At 65.5% G+C, this 15,446-nt stretch carries 13 protein-coding genes and 1 riboswitch; of the genes, 5 read left to right on the forward strand and 8 right to left on the reverse strand.

Going from position 1 to position 15,446, the window contains the following annotated elements; translation table 11 throughout:
• The first annotated feature begins 77 nt into the window (after positions 1–77).
• On the forward strand, positions 78–2,366 hold the full coding sequence (locus BDW41_RS09745; protein ID WP_074548302.1) for a protease pro-enzyme activation domain-containing protein: 2,289 nt from the start codon (positions 78–80) through the stop codon (positions 2,364–2,366).
• 52 nt (positions 2,367–2,418) lie between these two features.
• Here the strand turns inward: BDW41_RS09745 and BDW41_RS09750 are convergent, their stop codons facing one another.
• Both BDW41_RS09750 and lpxL read right to left on the reverse strand, forming a co-directional pair.
• Entirely contained in the window at positions 2,419–3,333 is a 915-nt protein-coding gene (locus tag BDW41_RS09750) for a DUF535 family protein (protein ID WP_074548304.1), read from the reverse strand.
• 88 nt (positions 3,334–3,421) lie between these two features.
• Positions 3,422–4,339, reverse strand: coding sequence for an LpxL/LpxP family Kdo(2)-lipid IV(A) lauroyl/palmitoleoyl acyltransferase (lpxL, locus tag BDW41_RS09755; RefSeq protein WP_233496827.1), 918 nt, complete (start codon positions 4,337–4,339; stop codon positions 3,422–3,424).
• A 107-nt stretch (positions 4,340–4,446) separates the two neighbouring features.
• Here lpxL and waaA point away from each other — a divergent pair, with 107 nt between their 5' ends.
• Positions 4,447–5,724, forward strand: a complete 1,278-nt coding sequence (waaA, locus tag BDW41_RS09760) for a lipid IV(A) 3-deoxy-D-manno-octulosonic acid transferase (protein ID WP_199535313.1) — start codon at positions 4,447–4,449, stop codon at positions 5,722–5,724.
• A 90-nt stretch (positions 5,725–5,814) separates the two neighbouring features.
• On the opposite strand, the gene BDW41_RS09765 is transcribed toward waaA, so the two are convergent.
• The 3 genes from BDW41_RS09765 to BDW41_RS09775 form a co-directional block, all read right to left on the reverse strand.
• Positions 5,815–7,146 carry a TolC family outer membrane protein gene (locus BDW41_RS09765; protein WP_074548308.1) on the reverse strand — a complete coding sequence of 444 codons (1,332 nt, stop codon included), beginning with the start codon at positions 7,144–7,146 and terminating at the stop codon, positions 5,815–5,817.
• 28 nt (positions 7,147–7,174) lie between these two features.
• The gene (locus BDW41_RS09770; RefSeq protein WP_074548310.1) at positions 7,175–7,834 is read right to left on the reverse strand and encodes a protein-L-isoaspartate O-methyltransferase; all 660 of its coding nucleotides are present in this window, start codon (positions 7,832–7,834) and stop codon (positions 7,175–7,177) included.
• Positions 7,835–8,018: 184 nt separating this feature from the next.
• Positions 8,019–8,354: a hypothetical protein gene (locus BDW41_RS09775; RefSeq protein WP_074548312.1), complete on the reverse strand. Its 336-nt coding sequence runs from the start codon at positions 8,352–8,354 to the stop codon at positions 8,019–8,021.
• A gap of 98 nt (positions 8,355–8,452) precedes the next feature.
• Here BDW41_RS09775 and BDW41_RS09780 point away from each other — a divergent pair, with 98 nt between their 5' ends.
• The 3 genes from BDW41_RS09780 to BDW41_RS23365 all read left to right on the forward strand — a co-directional run bounded on the left by BDW41_RS09780 (position 8,453) and on the right by BDW41_RS23365 (position 11,654).
• Positions 8,453–9,103, forward strand: coding sequence for a TetR/AcrR family transcriptional regulator (locus BDW41_RS09780; protein WP_074548314.1), 651 nt, complete (start codon positions 8,453–8,455; stop codon positions 9,101–9,103).
• Positions 9,104–9,170: 67 nt separating this feature from the next.
• A riboswitch (TPP riboswitch) is annotated at positions 9,171–9,264 on the forward strand.
• Positions 9,265–9,403: 139 nt separating this feature from the next.
• On the forward strand, positions 9,404–11,281 hold the full coding sequence (gene thiC, locus BDW41_RS09785; protein ID WP_074548316.1) for a phosphomethylpyrimidine synthase ThiC: 1,878 nt from the start codon (positions 9,404–9,406) through the stop codon (positions 11,279–11,281).
• Positions 11,282–11,477: 196 nt separating this feature from the next.
• Positions 11,478–11,654: a hypothetical protein gene (locus tag BDW41_RS23365; protein ID WP_158536992.1), complete on the forward strand. Its 177-nt coding sequence runs from the start codon at positions 11,478–11,480 to the stop codon at positions 11,652–11,654.
• 168 nt (positions 11,655–11,822) lie between these two features.
• Here the strand turns inward: BDW41_RS23365 and ppa are convergent, their stop codons facing one another.
• The 3 genes from ppa to BDW41_RS09800 form a co-directional block, all read right to left on the reverse strand.
• A complete protein-coding gene (gene ppa / locus BDW41_RS09790) occupies positions 11,823–12,362 on the reverse strand; it encodes an inorganic diphosphatase (protein WP_074548318.1) in 540 nt (179 codons plus the stop codon).
• Between the two features lie 128 nt (positions 12,363–12,490).
• The gene (locus BDW41_RS09795) at positions 12,491–13,327 is read right to left on the reverse strand and encodes a 2OG-Fe(II) oxygenase (RefSeq protein ID WP_074548321.1); all 837 of its coding nucleotides are present in this window, start codon (positions 13,325–13,327) and stop codon (positions 12,491–12,493) included.
• Positions 13,328–13,385: 58 nt separating this feature from the next.
• Positions 13,386–15,437, reverse strand: coding sequence for a prolyl oligopeptidase family serine peptidase (locus BDW41_RS09800; protein ID WP_074548521.1), 2,052 nt, complete (start codon positions 15,435–15,437; stop codon positions 13,386–13,388).
• Positions 15,438–15,446 lie beyond the last annotated feature (9 nt).

Genomic DNA, 15,446 nt, shown 5'->3' on the forward strand with positions numbered 1-15,446 from the left:
CATGAGGGAAACAGTGTTGGTTTCACCTACAGGGGGAGCTTGCCTGTTCTCAATGGATCACATCTGGGAGACATTGCATGAAACACGAGCACCTGAACCTGCTGGGGGCCATGACCCTGGCTTTCGCGGGTATGCCGATTGCGGCATGGGCACAATCGGGCGCTGCGCAGAACGCAGCCACTGCCGGACTCGATACGGCCGAAGCGCCCAGGGTCACGCAGACTATCGATAGCCGCGCGACGTCGACGCTGCAGCGCAGCCATCTGGGCATCGTCGACAAGTCGGTCGCCACCAAGGCGGTGGACGATGCGACGCCGATGAATCACATGAACCTCATCCTGCAACGCAGCGCCAAGCGCCAGGCGGCGCTGGACGCATTGATCACGGCGCAGCACGATCCGTCGTCGCCGAAGTTCCATCAGTGGGTCACGCCCGCACAGTTCGGCCAGAGCTTTGGCGTTGCCGATGCGGATATCGCGGCGGTCACCGGTTGGCTGAAGTCGCAGGGCTTCACCGTCAATGGCGTATATGCCAACAAGATGCAGATCGACTTCAGTGGCAACGCGGGGCAGGTCAAGCGCGCGTTCCACACGCAGATGAACCGCTACACCATCAACAACGCCTCGCACGTGGCCAATGCCGGCGACATCAGCATTCCGCAGGCCCTGGCCAGCGTGGTGACGGGCGTGGCGGGTCTCAACGACGTGCATCCGCAGGCACAGCACACCAAGCCGACCTACGGCCAGTTCAATGCCAGCACGCAGCGCTTCGAGGTGCAGCAGCCGAAGACGAACGCCGTGGGCGTCACGCCGCAGGCCGTGAACTTCACCAATGGCGCGCGTGGCCTGGTGCCATACGACATGGCCAAGATCTACGGCACCGACAAGCTCTATGCGGCGGGCCTGACCGGCACGGGCATCACCATCGCACTGGTCGAGGACAGCTCGATGGTGCCGGACGACTGGACCAACTTCGTGAGCCAGTTCGGGCTGACCAGTTACGGCGGCACGTTCAAGCAGTTCCAGCCGCAGGCCACCGGCTTCACCAATTGCATCGATCCGACCATCGCCTTCCCGGGCGAGGACGATTTCGAGGCCTTGCTCGATGCCGAATGGTCCACCGCCATGGCGCCTGGCGCCAACATCTGGCTGGCCAGCTGCGATGACTCCAACTCCAGCAATTTCTTTGGAGGCGTGTTCACCGCGGCCACCAACCTGATCAACGGCACCAACCGGCCCAACATCATCAGCGCGAGCTATGGCTATGGCGAAGGCTTCACCGACGCGGCCAGCAAGACGGCCATCGACCTGATGTGGGCGCAAGCGGACGCGGAAGGCATTTCCGTGTTCGTATCCAGCGGCGACTCGGGCTCCAACCCGAGCTTCAACGGCTTCTTCATCAATGGCGTGGGCATCGATGCCAATGCCTTCGGCACGTCGCCGAACGACACGGTGGTGGGCGGTACCGACACGGCCGACATCCTCGACGGCACCACGAAGAAGTACTTCAGCTCCACGTTCAACGCGGTCTACGGCTCGGCGCTGTCGTACGTGCCGGAAATCCCGTGGAACCAGTCGTGCGGCAATGAAGTGGCGGCGAAGTCGCTTGGCTATGCGACCTCGCTGGCGTTCTGCAAGGCGTACCTCAACTTCGATCCGTACGGCTACTACATCACGTCGGAATCGGGCAGCGGCGGCCCGTCCTCGGTGGACGCGAAGCCGGCGTGGCAGCGGCTGGTGTACAACGCGGCGAAGGATCAGTCGCGCGACGTGCCGGACGTGGCGTTGTTCGGCGGTTCGTACGGCGGTTCGACCTGGGTGATCGTGTGCTCGTATTACTACCCGTGCACGCCGGGCTTTACCGGTGATACCGCGCTGATTGGCGGCACTTCGCTGTCCTCGCCGATGTTCGCGGGCATCCAGGCGCTGATCGACCAGGGCTTGGCGGCGAAGGGCCTGTCGCCTAACCAGGGCAATGCGGCGCCCACGCTGTACGCGCTGGCGGCGGACGAGTACGGCGGTGCTAAGGGCACACCCCCGGCTTCGCTGGCGGCTTGCAACGCGGACAACGGCGCCAAGGGCACCGGCAAGTGCGTGTTCCACAACGTCACGCGCGGCAGCATCGCGACGCAGTGTGTGCAGCAGTTGCCCAACGTGGTCACGCCCGATTGCTACTACTACGGCAACCTGCCGAACTCGTACCTGGGGCCGATCCAGGTGGGCCTGACCTCGACCAGCGCCAGCAAGTACAACGCGACCACGGAAGCGTTTGCCGCGCGTCCGGGCTGGAGTTTCGCTTCCGGCCTGGGTTCGGTGGACGCCAACAATCTGCTGAAGGCCTGGAAGGCCTTCGTCAACGTGCAGTAAGCAGGATCGCGGCATCCCCGGCAACGACGCCGGGGATGTCGTGCGCGCGGCGTCAGGCGGCCTGCGACAACGGCAGCGGTTGATCGCGCAGCGCCGCCAGCAGGCGTGCGCAGGCTTCGCGGCGAAGCATTTCGCGGCGACGGAAGGCGGAGCGATGCTTGCTTTCCACCAGCGATTCGTCGCGCTCCGGCTCCACGGTGGGCAGGGCGAAGAAGCCATCCGGCTGCAGCACGCCCTGGCATTCCTCCCAGAAGCTGTCGTAGTCGGCCTTGATCTTGTCGGCCTCGCCCGCGAACGGATGCGTGAGGTTGCTCACGCCAAGAATCCGCGTGGCGCCGGTGAACGAGCCGAACGCCAGCAGCAGCGAAAACAGCAGGTTCTTCGGACGCAGGCCATAGCACTGCTTGGTGAGTTCGCGCACGGCTTCGCGGCCCAGCTCGGCGGCGGCGCCCTGCAGGCAGCCGATCAGCAGGGTCTTGCCGTCATCGGCAATGCTGAAGATGGCGGAGGTGAGCACCTGGCCCTGCGTGTTGGCCAGGCATAGCGCGAGCTCGCCTTCGCGGCTCCGGCCGGTCGGGCGGCGCAGCTCCAGCACCAGTTCGCTGCCGTCCTTCAGCGTGAGCGCGCCGAGAGCGTGGCGGCCGTGCAGGTACACCGCATCGACCATCGCCCGCGGCAGCTGCCGGAACGCGTAGCGATAGTGCCCGCTGATGACGGCCATGCGCTCGGCGCGGCCCATGCGGCGATTGATGTAGTGATGATGCCAACGCTCGTGCAGGCGCGGATCGTGCGCAAGGATGGCCGTCAGCCGCGGCGAGCCATACAGCTCGGCCAGCCACGCGGACTGGCGACGCGCCATGCGGGCACTGCGGGCGATGTACTTCAGGCCGGCGGCGAGGCGCTTGGGAGGCGAGCCACGCCAATCGCGGCGTTGGCGCAGCGAGCGCAGAAACAGCCGGAGAGTCATGTGGGGGATCGTGGGGAAAAATATTCGTACGTTTTTACACGTACAGACTGTCATTAACCTGTCGCAGGGCGCGTTGCCCAGCCGTACATCAGTACACCGAGGGCAAGCCTTCGGGACGCGTCTTGAAACGCTTGTGCACCCACAGGTATTGCTCGGGCGCGGCGCGCACCATGGTTTCGATGCAGGCGTTGACGCGCGCGGTGTCTTCCAGCGTGTCGTTGGTGGGGAACGGCTCCAGCGGCGCGCCCAATGTGAGGGCATAGCCAGCATTGCCGGGCAGGCGGCGATGATGGAACGGGATCACCAACGCGCCGGACAAACGGGCCAGGTGATGGGTAGCGGTGATGGTGGCCGCCGGCACGCCGAAGAACGGCACGAACACATTGTCCTTGCTGCGCATGTCCTGGTCGGGCGCGTACCAGAGCGTGCCGCCGCTGCGCAGGTGCTTCACCGTGCCGCGGATGTCGTCCTTCTCGAACATGGCTTGCGCATAGTCGAGGCGCGCGCGCAGCACGGCCCATTCAAACACGGGCGAATCCATCCGGCGGTACATGCCCGAGATGCGGATGCGCTGGGAAACCAGGCGCGCGCACAGCTCCAGATGCGAGAAATGCCCGCCGACCAGCAGCACGCCCTTGCCCTGCGCGCGCGCCGCTTCCAGATGCTCCAGGCCTTCGATGGTCACCGGCACGTTGGCGATGGCGCGCTCGCTGCCCATCCAGCCCAGCGCGAACTCCATCATCATCAGGCCGATGTCACGCAGGTGGGCGTCGACCAGCCGCGCCTGCTCCCGTGCCGACAGCTCGGGAAAGCACAGGGCGATGTTCACCTCGGCGATATGGCGGCGCGGGGAGGGCACGCGCTGCACGAGCCAGCCCAGTCCGCGCCCGAGCGCCATCAGCCACCGGCGTGGCAAGTGGGCGATAAGCCAGATCACGCCCACTCCCAGCCATGCAGGCCAGTGCGTTGGAGTGAGCAGGGAGCGGGTGAACGTGGGACGGGGCATGCCGGGCATCGCCCGCATTGTAGGGGATAGCGAAGCGGGCCGCCGCCTGCGAAGCCGTCGTGGCGGGGCGCGCGGCCCCGAGCCGATATACTGGCCCGCCGCCTCCGATGGGCTTGCCGTTGCGCTATCTCTACACCCTCGCCATGTACCTGGTGACGCCGCTGATCGTGCTGCGGCTGTTGGCGCGTGGCGTGCGCTACCGCGATTACCACAAGCGCTGGCGCGAACGCTTCGGCTTCTTCGAGTCGCCCGGGCTGAGCGGTAGCCTGTGGGTGCACGCGGTATCGGTGGGCGAGGTCAATGCCGCCGAGCCCTTGATCAAGGCCTTGCAGGCGGATTATCCCAACGCCCCGCTGGTGGTCACCACGGTGACGCCCACCGGCTCGGAGCGCGTGCGGCAGCTGTTCGGCGACAGCGTGTTCCACGTCTATCTTCCGTATGACCTGCCGTTCGCGGTGTCGCGCTTCTTCAAACGGGTCAGGCCACGGCTGGCCATCATCGTGGAAACCGAAATCTGGCCGAACCTGTACTTCGCCTGCAGGAACCGCGGCATTCCCCTGATGATCGTCAATGCGCGGCTGTCGGAACGCTCGCTGCGCGGCTACAAGCCCATGGGCAGCCTGGTGGCGCAGGCGCTCCGCTGCGTGCACCAGATCGCCGCGCAGTCGCGCACCGACGCGGCGCGCTACCGCGAGCTGGGCGCCGATAGCGACAAGATCGTGGTCACCGGCAACCTGAAGTTCGACATGCCGGTGCCGTACGACGCCGAGCGCAACGGCGAGGAACTGCGTGAGCAGTGGGGGCACCTGCGTCCCGTGTGGATTGCCGGCAGCACGCACGAAGGCGAGGAACTGCCCGTGCTGGAAGCCCATCTGGAAGTGCTCACGCGCTGGCCCGATGCGCTGCTGCTGATCGCTCCGCGCCATCCCGAGCGCTTCAAGCTGGTGGAAAGCTCGGCCCGCAGCCTGGGCTTCAGTGTGGGTACGCGCAGCGCCGACCGCGTGCCCTCGGCCGCGCACCAGGTGTTCGTGATCGACGCCATGGGCGAGCTGATGCCGTTCTACGCCGCCTCGGAACTCGCCTTCGTCGGCGGCAGCCTGGTGCCTATCGGCGGGCACAACGTGCTGGAACCGGCCGCCTTGTCCACGCCTGTGCTGGTGGGGCCGCATACCTTCAATTTCGAGGAGATCACGCTCACCCTGATCCGCGAGGGTGGCGCGTCGCGGGTGAATACCGCCGACGAGCTTGGCGCGGCGGTGCTGCAGCTGCTGCGTGATCCGGCGGAGCGCCAGCGCATGGGCGAGGCCGCGCGCATCGTGTTCGACAGCGAGCGCGGTGCGGTCAAGCGCGTGATGGGCATGATCGACGAACTGCTGCAGGAATAGACGTCCATGCGTCCGCCGCGTGGCTGAAAGCTGAAAACAAAGAGGCCGGGACTTGCCCGGCCTCGTCGTTTCGGTGCGCTCGATGTGCGCTTACTGCAGCATCGCGTTGACCAGTTCCATGTCCTTCACGTCGATGGAGCCGGCCGACTGCTTCAGCTGCAGCTGGTCCAGCACCAGCTGGTGGCGGGACTGCGAGTAGCTGCTCTCGGCCTGGGTCAGGGTCTGAATCGCGTTGAGCACGTTCAGCATGGTCTGCGTGCCCACGTCGAAACCGGCGCGCGTAGCTTCCAGCGCCTTCTGGCCGGAGTCGACCGACGCCTTGTTGGCTTCCACCTGGCTGATGCCGGCGAGTACGGAACGGTAGTAGTTCAACGTATCGCGCACCACCTGACGGCGGGTGGATTCCAGGGCATCCTGCGCTTCGTCGCGCTGGTAGATCGACTGGCGGACACGCGATTGCGTGGCGCCGCCCGAGAAGATCGGGATGTTCACCGAAAGGCCAATCGTCGTGCCGTACTGGCCATTGCCGTAGCCGCTGGAGCGGCTGCCGTTCTCAAGCCATTCGGTGCTCTTGCCGCGCGTCACGCTGGCATTGAGGGTGGGCAGATGGCCGGCACGCGCCGCATCGATGCTGTGCTCGGCGGCCTGGACCGTGTACTGGTTGGACTGGATCGTGGCGTTCGACTGCAGCGCGGCCTGCACCCAGGCGTTCGGATCGGCCGGGTTCGGCGGCGTCAGCGGAAGATCTTCGCGCAGCTTCTTCAGGTCGCCCACCGGCTTGCCGGTGATCTGGGTCAGCGCTTCCTTGGCATCGTTGAGCGTGTTCTGCGCGGCGATGGTCTGCGCCTTGGCCAGCTCGTAGTACGACTTGGCCTGATAGACGTCCGTCACGGCGGAAAGGCCCACCTTGAAGCGCTGGTCGGCCTGGTCATAGGCCTCCTTGTAGGCGTCTTCGTTGGCCTTGGCGAACACCAGCGCATCCTGGCTGGTCAGCACGCCGAAATAGGCCGTGGTGACGCGCACGTACAGATTCTGCAGCGAGGCTTCGTACGCGGAGTCCTGCGAGGAAGCCTGCGACTTGGCGGCCGACAGGTTGGCCCACTGGCTCAGGTCGACAATCGACTGCGTCAGCGTGGCGGACAACGAGCGCGTGCGCGAATGGCCGGCGTCGGACGAGAGCAGGCTCGACTGGCTGCTGCTGCCGGACTGCTGCTGCAGGCCGAAGCTGCCGTTGAGCTGAGGCAGCATCAACGCACGCGCCTGAGTGACGCCTTCACCGGTGGCCAGGCGGGTGGCTTCCGCCTGCGACAGCACCGGATCATTGGCGCGGGCTTCTCGGTATGCATCCAGCAAGTCCTCGCTGTGGCCGGCCAGCGGGAACGCCGACAGGGCCAGGGCAAGGGTCAGAAGCTTCAAGCGCATGGGTTGCCTCATGTATGGGGAAATAGGTTCAGAAAACGAAGCGGCGCGGCGGCTCGGCGTGCTTCAGGTACGGCAGGTCGGTTTCGAACAGCGACTCTTCGCGATAGCGGCCGTTGCCTTCGTGCGTCAGCAGCAGCACGTGCTGCACGGGAGATTCGCCGCGCACCACCAGCAGGCGGCCGCCGGGCTTGAGCCAGCCCAGGAAGCGCTGCGGGATCTGGTACACCGCGCCGGTCACCACCAGCACGTCGAACGTGCCGGTCGGCTGCCAGCCGTTCACCGCTTCGCCCACTTCGAGCTTCGCATTGGCGATGCCCGCATTCGCCAGGCGCTGGCTGGCGGCGGTGACGAAGTCGGCATGGATGTCCAGGCTGGTGACGTGGCCGGCGAGCTTGGCCATGCAGGCGGTAAGGAAGCCCGAGCCCGTGCCGATTTCCAGCACCTGGTCGTTCGGGGTCAGTTCCAGCGCCTGCAGCACGCGGCCCTCGACCACCGGCTTCATCATCACCTCGCCATGTCCCAGCGGCAGGCAGAGGTCGGCGAACGCCAGCTTGCGGTGCTCCGGGGCAACGAAATCCTCGCGGCGCACGCTGCCCAGCACGTCCAGCACGCGGGCATCCAGCACCTCCCAGGGGCGCACCTGGTTTTCCACCATGTTCACTCGCGCCTGTTCGAAGTTCATCGCCATGTTGCTACGTCCCAAATTGGATCGGAAAAAAGGCTAAAAATCATAAGCGCTTAGCCATCTTCCGACAATGTGCAAAGCCTGCAGTCTCGTCCATACGGCACGAAGTGCCGGAAGTCATCGCGCTCGGTTGACGGAAGTCATGCGTGGCGCGGTGTCCGCGGACACTTCGCGTTTCGCATGGCCTTCAGGCACTGCGCCTATGGTTCCCCTTGTGTGCGACAGCCGTCTGACCGGGCAGACGCGCCAGAGCATCTTGCATGGCCTGATGCAAGGATGCGTCAAGGCGCAGCACGCGGGTGGCCGGCGAGGCGAGGCCGCGGCTCTGTGCCGCCACCTCCAGCCAGGCCAGCCAGCGGGCGATCCGGCCACGCTCGACGGCGTCCAGCCCGGACAGCGCCACGCGCGCCGCGAAACCCGACTGCCGGGCACCGCCGCGTCCGCGCTCGAGCCACAGGGCGAGCGCCCGCTGCGCGAGGCGGTAGGCCGGGCTAAGAGAAAGTTCGGAGATAGTGGTGGACATGAACGAAGCCGTGTATCTTGGCCGTGGAAAATAACTAAACCGCCGCGTATACTAAACGGGCGTTACCCATTTGTGAAGCCATTTGTGAAGGTATAGCCATGAGCACGATCCCGCAGACCAAGCCTCAGGGGCCCGGCCGTCCCAAGGACATGGAAAAGCGCGCGGCGATCCTCGAGGCCGCCAAGGCCCTGTTCATCCGCAATGCCTTCGCCGGCACCAGCATGGACGCCGTGGCGGCGGAGGCGGGCGTGTCCAAGCTCACCGTCTACAGCCACTTCGGCGACAAGGACAACCTGTTCCGCGAGGTCATCCGCTCCCGCATCCAGGACATCCTGCCGGAGGACACCTACCAGTACGTCCCGGACGAGGACATCGGCGAGACGTTGGAGCGCATTGCCCTGCACCACGTGCGGCTGGATTGCGACGTGCAGAACGTGGGCACCTTCCGCGCCATTCTCAGCGACTGCCGCCAGGGCAATCCCCGCTACGGCAAGCTGCTGTGGGAAGAAGGCCCCAGCCGCAACCAGGAGCTCATGAAACGGCTTCTGCAACTGGCGGTTGACGACGGCAAGCTGGACATCCCCAATGTCCACCGCGCCGCCGGACAGTTCATTTCCCTGATCAAGGGCGAAATGCTCATGCGCCGCATGTTCGGCTGCGAAGAGTGCGCCCAATCCTACGCCGCGGAGCTGGAACAGACCGCCCGTGACGGCGTGGACATGTTCCTGAGGGCCTATCTGCCCCGCTGAGCCCGGCCCATTCAGGGTTGTCGAGGCCGTCGCACTCGCGGCCTCCTCCGCTTCGTGCTCAAATAGGCCCTTGAAGCGGGGGTGCCGGAACAACCGGCTGAGAGAGTCCCTTCGAACCTGATGCGGCTAGTACCGCTGTAGGGAGCTTCGCCGCACGGGGCCGAACCCGTGCGACCGTCGCCGTCGCTTCTGTTGCTGGTCTGCGAAGCCTTTCGCAACACGCCGCACGCTCTTGTGTGGATTCCCCAACAAAAGCACGTCCCTCCCGGGACACCGCTTCAAGCCGACGGACGAAAGCCGATGAATGCCCTGCCCAATGACCTTGCGCGCGCCGCGCAGGAACTCTCCGAAGCCGTGACGCGCCCGATTCCGGGCTCGCGCAAGATCTACGTGCAGGGCAGCCGCCCCGACCTGAAGGTGCCGCTGCGGGAAATCTGCCAGGCGCAGACGCCGACCCTGTTCGGCGGCGAGGAAAACCCGCCGGTCACTGTGTACGACACCTCCGGCCCATACACCGATCCCGACTACAAGGTGGACCTGGTCACCGGCCTGCCAGCGCTGCGCGCCGCGTGGATCGCCGAGCGCGGCGACACCGAGCAGCTCGATGGCCTGAGCTCGGCCTTCGGCCGCCAGCGCGCCGCCGACCCCAAGCTCGATGCCTTCCGCTTCACCGCCACGCGCGCGCCGCGCCGCGCCAAGGCGGGCGCCAACGTGACGCAGATGCACTACGCGCGTTTGGGGCAAATCACGCCGGAGATGGAATACATCGCCATCCGCGAGAACCAGCGCATCGAAGCGTTGCGCGACAGCGCGCTGCGCAACCAGCATCCGGGCGAGTCGTTCGGCGCCGCGCTGCCCAGGCTGATCACGCCGGAATTCGTGCGCGACGAAGTGGCCCGCGGCCGCGCCATCATCCCTGCCAACATCAACCATCCAGAAGCGGAGCCGATGATCATCGGCCGCAACTTCCTCACCAAGATCAACGCGAACATCGGTAATAGCGCGGTGAGTTCCGGCATCGCCGAGGAAGTGGAGAAGCTGGTGTGGTCGATCCGCTGGGGCGGCGACACGGTGATGGATCTTTCCACCGGCAAGCACATCCACGAGACGCGCGAGTGGATCATCCGCAACTCGCCGGTGCCGATCGGCACGGTGCCGATCTACCAGGCGCTGGAGAAGGTCGGCGGCGTGGCCGAGGACCTCACCTGGGACATATTCCGCGACACGCTGATCGAGCAGGCGGAGCAGGGCGTGGACTACTTCACCATCCACGCCGGCGTGCTGCTGCGCTTCGTGCCGCTGACCGCCAAGCGCGTGACGGGCATCGTGTCGCGCGGCGGCTCGATCATGGCCAAGTGGTGCCTGGCGCATCACAAGGAAAACTTCCTCTACACGCACTTCGAAGACATCTGCGAGATCATGAAGGCGTACGACGTGTCCTTCAGCCTCGGCGACGGCCTGCGTCCGGGCTCGATCGCCGACGCGAACGACGCCGCGCAGTTCGGCGAGCTGGACACGCTGGGCGAACTCACCCAGATCGCATGGAAGCACGACGTGCAGGTGATGATCGAAGGCCCCGGCCACGTGCCCATGCAGCTCATCAAGGAGAACATGGAGCGCCAGCTGGAGAAGTGCCACGAGGCGCCGTTCTACACGCTGGGGCCGCTGACCACCGACATCGCGCCGGGCTACGACCACATCACCAGCGCCATCGGCGCGGCGATGATCGGCTGGTTCGGCACCGCCATGCTCTGCTACGTCACGCCGAAGGAGCACCTGGGCCTGCCGAACAAGCAGGACGTGCGCGACGGCATCATCGCCTACAAGATCGCCGCCCATGCGGCGGACCTGGCCAAGGGCCATCCGGGCGCGCAGGTGCGCGACAACGCGCTGTCGAAGGCGCGCTTCGAGTTCCGCTGGGAAGATCAGTTCAACCTCGGTCTCGATCCCGAAAAGGCCCGCGAGTTCCACGACGAGACCATGCCGAAGGACGCGCACAAGAGCGCGCACTTCTGCTCCATGTGCGGCCCGAAGTTCTGCTCGATGAAGATCACGCAGGACGTGCGCGACTACGCCGCCGAGCATGGCACGGGCGAAGCGGCCGCGCTGGAAGAGGGCATGGCGGAGAAGGCCGCCGAATTCCGCCAGCAGGGCTCCGAGGTCTACCACAAGGCTTGATGGCGGTATGGCGTTCCGGCGGCGAGGATTCCGCTGGAACGATGGGCGAGGAAACCCGCCGCGGCGTTACGCCCGAAGACTCTTGCGACACGAGAACGGCCGGCCTCAGCCCGGCCGTTTTTCGTTGGCCGGTATCGGTCATCGGAAAGGCCGGCATGCGCGTTGGAATAGCTACATCGCCACCAGGAGACGCGTCATGCCGACACCGGACAACGCCCGCCAGGGACATGCGGTTCTCAGTACCGTGCTCGCCACCGTGGCGCTGGCCGTGCTGTTCGCCAGCGTCGTGATGTGGTGGCTGACCGGCATGGACGATGGCAGCGCCTTCCCGGGGCAGACCGCGTCGGCCGCCGTGGAAGCCTCGCGGAGCTGACGAGGGGCGCAAAAAAAGCGCCACCCGAGGGCGGCGCTTTTGTCTTGCGAGCTGGAATCTGTCCATCCATCTCCGTGAAGTTCATTTCCCTCACGTCATTCCGGCCTGCGCCGGAATGACGTGAGGGTATAGAGGCGCACGCGTGAGATGTTGGACAGAACTCCTGGCTCAGGCCTTCTTGTCAGCCTGGTAGCGCGCGATGCCGGCTTCGATCTCGGCCTTGGCTTCGTCGGCGCCGACCCAGCCTTCCACCTTGACCCACTTGCCCTTCTCCAGGTCCTTGTAGTGCTCGAAGAAGTGGCCGATGCGCTCCAGCCAGTGGCCGGAGACGGACTTGATGTCCTTGATGTGCGCATAGCCGGCGAAGATCTTCTCCACCGGCACCACCACCAGCTTCTCGTCGCTGCCGGCCTCGTCGGTCATCTTGAGCATGCCCACCGGATGGCAGCGGATCACCGCGCCCGGCACCAGCGGCAGCGGCAGGATCACCAGCGCGTCGAGCGGGTCGCCGTCGCCGCCCAGCGTGCCCGGCACGTAGCCGTAGTTGCAGGGGTAGCGCATGGGCGTGGACAGGATGCGGTCGACGAAGATCGCGCCACTTTCCTTCTCCACCTCGTACTTGACGGGCTCCGCATCCTTGGGGATTTCGATGATGACGTTGATTTCGTCCGGAACCTTGCGGCCGGCGGGTACGAGGTGCAGACCCATGTGCGTGTCCTTAGGCTTAAGTGAGTGCAAAGACTGGAAATATTACGGCAAAAGGTGGTGCGCCGCAGCAGCCCTGCGCGCTCGCGGGGCGGTTGCAGTTCAGTCTGAGACCGGCCTGGGGCGGGCCTTCAGGCCTGGTAGGGACGCTCCCGTAACCACTTGGTGGCAATCCACTTTTCGCCCTTGATCACAGGCAGCCCGGCGTGCAGCGAGGCTTCGTCGCCGGTGTCGTAGGCGAAATAGACGGCTGAACCGCGCATGGCCGTCACGGTGAGGCCGATGCGTGGGAAGGCCGTGCCGCCGCCTTCCTCGGGCGTGTTGAGATATATCACCACGCTGGCGATGCGCTGCCCGCCACGCGCGGTGACGGCGGAGAAACCCGGCTGGTCGGGGTTGAACCAGTCGAAATGCGGCTCGTATTCCTGGCCGGGCTGGTAATGCAGGATCTGAAGGCCTTCGCCGTGATTGACGGGAATGGCGAGCAGATCGGCGATGCGCTGCTCGATGCGTTGCACCAGCGGCGACTCGCCGATGGCGAAGAACATGCCCTGGCTGGTGCGACGTTCGTCGGTCTGATGGCGGCCATCGACGTCCACCGTCAGCGAGCGGGCCAGGCGGGGTTTCGCCTCCGCGATCAGCCCGTCGCATTCCTCCGGCGTAAGCAGGTGTTCCAGCACGCGCACCACGGGCGCGTCGGTACTCACGGTGATCTTCACCGGATGATCGCCGACGATCTGCACAGGCGCCTGCGGATGGCGGGTTCGCACGCCGACGACCTTGTTCTTGGCTGCCGCCATGACCGTGGCCAAGGGCAGGTTCAATACGCGGGCGACGATCTGGCGGCTCTGTTCACCGCCGTAGCCGGCGTCCTTGAGCATCTTCAGCAGGTCGCTGAGGCTGCAGCCGGAGCGGCTGGTGGAGAGAATCCATTCACGCAGTTCGGGGCGGATCGTGAGGTTGCTCATGCGGACAAAAAAGATGCGCCGGCTTATGCCAGCGCACCATGGTACGCAGGAAGCCCGCTTACTTCACGTGATCCCACAGGTAGGTATAGCCCAGCGCGTTCATGAAGGCGGATTGCTTGTTGTCCGCCGCCGCGCCGTGGCCGCCTTCGATGTTCTCGTAGAAGCTGGCGTCATAGCCCAGCGCCTGCAGCTTCGCGGCCATCTTGCGTGCATGCACCGGGCCCACGCGGTCGTCGCGCGTGGAGGTGGTGAACAGCACGGGCGGGTACTTCTGGCCGGCCTTGGCGTTGAAGTACGGCGAGAATTTCTGGATCCACGCCCATTCCGCCGGTTTGTCCGGATCGCCGTATTCGGCGATCCACGAGGCGCCCGCCGACAGGTGGGTGTAGCGCTGCATGTCGAGCAACGCCACCTGGCTCACGATGGCGCCATAGAGCTGCGGATACAGTGTGAGCATGTTGCCCATCAGCAGGCCGCCGTTGCTGCCGCCCATGGCGGCCAGGTGCTGCGGCGAGGTGATGTTGCGCTTGAACAGATCCTGCGACACCGCGGCGAAATCCTCATAGGCGCGCAGGCGGTCGGCCTTCAGTGCGGCCTTGTGCCAGCGCGGGCCGTACTCGCCGCCGCCGCGGATGTTGGCGATGACATACACGCCGCCCTTCTCCAGCCACGCACGCCCGACGCCACCGCTGTAGGCGGGCTGCAGCGAAACCTCGAAGCCACCGTAGCCGTATTGCAGGGTGGGGTTCTTGCCGTCGGCCTTGAGGTTCTTCGGCGCGATCTCGAAGTAGGGCACGCGCGTGCCGTCCCTGGAGGTGGCGAAGTGCTGGCTCACCGCGTACTTCGAGGCATCGAAGAAGCTCGGGCTGTGCTTGATCGCCTGCGCATCGCCCTGGCCCAGCGTGCCGTAGTAGAGCGTGGTGGGCTGCAGGAAGCCGGACACGGTGAGGAAGTAGTCGTCGCCGTCGTCTTCATCCACCGCGGCCGCGGCGATGGTGGACAAGGCCGGCGCGCCGCCCAGCGGCTCGCGCTTCCACGCGCCTTCGCCGGGCGTGAGCACTTCCAGCTTGTTCACCACGTTGTCCATCACGTTGAGGATCACCTGGTGGCGCGTCCACGAATACCCGTCGAGCGCGGTGGTCTCCGTGGGCTCGAACAGCACCGTGATGTCGCGCTTGCCGGCCATGTAATCGTCGAACTTCGCGGCGAGCAGCGAGCCGGACTTGTAGGTCTTGCCACCAACTGTCCAGTCGCTGCGCGGCTCGATCAGCAGCCACTCGCGATGCACGTCGGTGCTGGCGTCGGTGGGCACGTCGATCCGGGTGAGCTTGCCGTCCTTGCCGCGCAGGAAGGTCTCGCTGTCGTAGAAGGCGATCTGGCGCGTCACGAAGTCGCGCTGGAAACCGGGCGTCTGGTCGCGCGTGGCCGAGACCGACATGTCATCGTCCTTGGCCTCGTACACGGTGGTCGCGCTGGACAGCGGCGTGCCGCGCTTCCATTCCTTGACGATGCGCGGATAGCTCGACTTGGTCATCGAGCCCGGTCCGAAATCGGTGGCGACGTAGAGATGGTCGCCGTCCATCCAGTTCACGTCCATCTTGGCTTCGGGTAGCTCGAAGCCGCCCTTCACGAACTGCTTGTCCTTGAGGTCGAACTCGCGCATCACGCTGGCGTCCGCGCCGCCGCGCGAAAGGAACACGGTGCAGCGACGGTACTCCGGCTTGAGGCAGCCGGCGCCGTGCCATACCCAGTTTTCCTTCTCGGCCGCCGAGAGCGCGTCGAGATCGATCACCGTTTCCCAGTTCGGCTTGTCCTTGCGGTACTCGTCCAGCGTCGTGCGGCGCCACAGGCCCTTGGGATGTTCCTTGTCGCGCCAGAAGTTGTAGAAGTGATCGCCGATCTTGCTGACCATGGGAATCCGGTCGTTGGAATCGAGCACTTCGAGCAGGCGCGCATCGAGCTGCTTGAACTCGGCGCTGTCGGCGTATTTCTTCACCGTCTCGGCGTTCTGCTGCTTGACCCAGTCGAGCTGCCTGGTGCCGTCGATGTTTTCCAGCCAGAGATTGGGATCCTTGGCGGAGGGGCTGATGTTGTCGGCTGCGTGCGTCATGCCGCCTAG

The organism is Dyella sp. AtDHG13, from assembly GCF_003201105.1.
Taxonomy (GTDB): Bacteria; Pseudomonadota; Gammaproteobacteria; order Xanthomonadales; family Rhodanobacteraceae; genus Dyella; species Dyella jiangningensis_B.

Excerpts from the sequence above, each read along its gene's own strand:
- BDW41_RS09745 (WP_074548302.1), top strand. The coding sequence starts at position 78 with ATGAAACACGAGCACCTGAACCTGCTGGGGGCCATGACCCTGGCTTTC.
- BDW41_RS09750 (WP_074548304.1), bottom strand. The coding sequence starts at position 3,333 with ATGACTCTCCGGCTGTTTCTGCGCTCGCTGCGCCAACGCCGCGATTGG.
- lpxL (WP_233496827.1), bottom strand. The coding sequence starts at position 4,339 with ATGCCCCGTCCCACGTTCACCCGCTCCCTGCTCACTCCAACGCACTGG.
- waaA (WP_199535313.1), top strand. The coding sequence starts at position 4,447 with ATGGGCTTGCCGTTGCGCTATCTCTACACCCTCGCCATGTACCTGGTG.
- BDW41_RS09765 (WP_074548308.1), bottom strand. The coding sequence starts at position 7,146 with ATGCGCTTGAAGCTTCTGACCCTTGCCCTGGCCCTGTCGGCGTTCCCG.
- BDW41_RS09770 (WP_074548310.1), bottom strand. The coding sequence starts at position 7,834 with ATGGCGATGAACTTCGAACAGGCGCGAGTGAACATGGTGGAAAACCAG.
- BDW41_RS09775 (WP_074548312.1), bottom strand. The coding sequence starts at position 8,354 with ATGTCCACCACTATCTCCGAACTTTCTCTTAGCCCGGCCTACCGCCTC.
- BDW41_RS09780 (WP_074548314.1), top strand. The coding sequence starts at position 8,453 with ATGAGCACGATCCCGCAGACCAAGCCTCAGGGGCCCGGCCGTCCCAAG.
- thiC (WP_074548316.1), top strand. The coding sequence starts at position 9,404 with ATGAATGCCCTGCCCAATGACCTTGCGCGCGCCGCGCAGGAACTCTCC.
- BDW41_RS23365 (WP_158536992.1), top strand. The coding sequence starts at position 11,478 with ATGCCGACACCGGACAACGCCCGCCAGGGACATGCGGTTCTCAGTACC.
- ppa (WP_074548318.1), bottom strand. The coding sequence starts at position 12,362 with ATGGGTCTGCACCTCGTACCCGCCGGCCGCAAGGTTCCGGACGAAATC.
- BDW41_RS09795 (WP_074548321.1), bottom strand. The coding sequence starts at position 13,327 with ATGAGCAACCTCACGATCCGCCCCGAACTGCGTGAATGGATTCTCTCC.
- BDW41_RS09800 (WP_074548521.1), bottom strand. The coding sequence starts at position 15,437 with ATGACGCACGCAGCCGACAACATCAGCCCCTCCGCCAAGGATCCCAAT.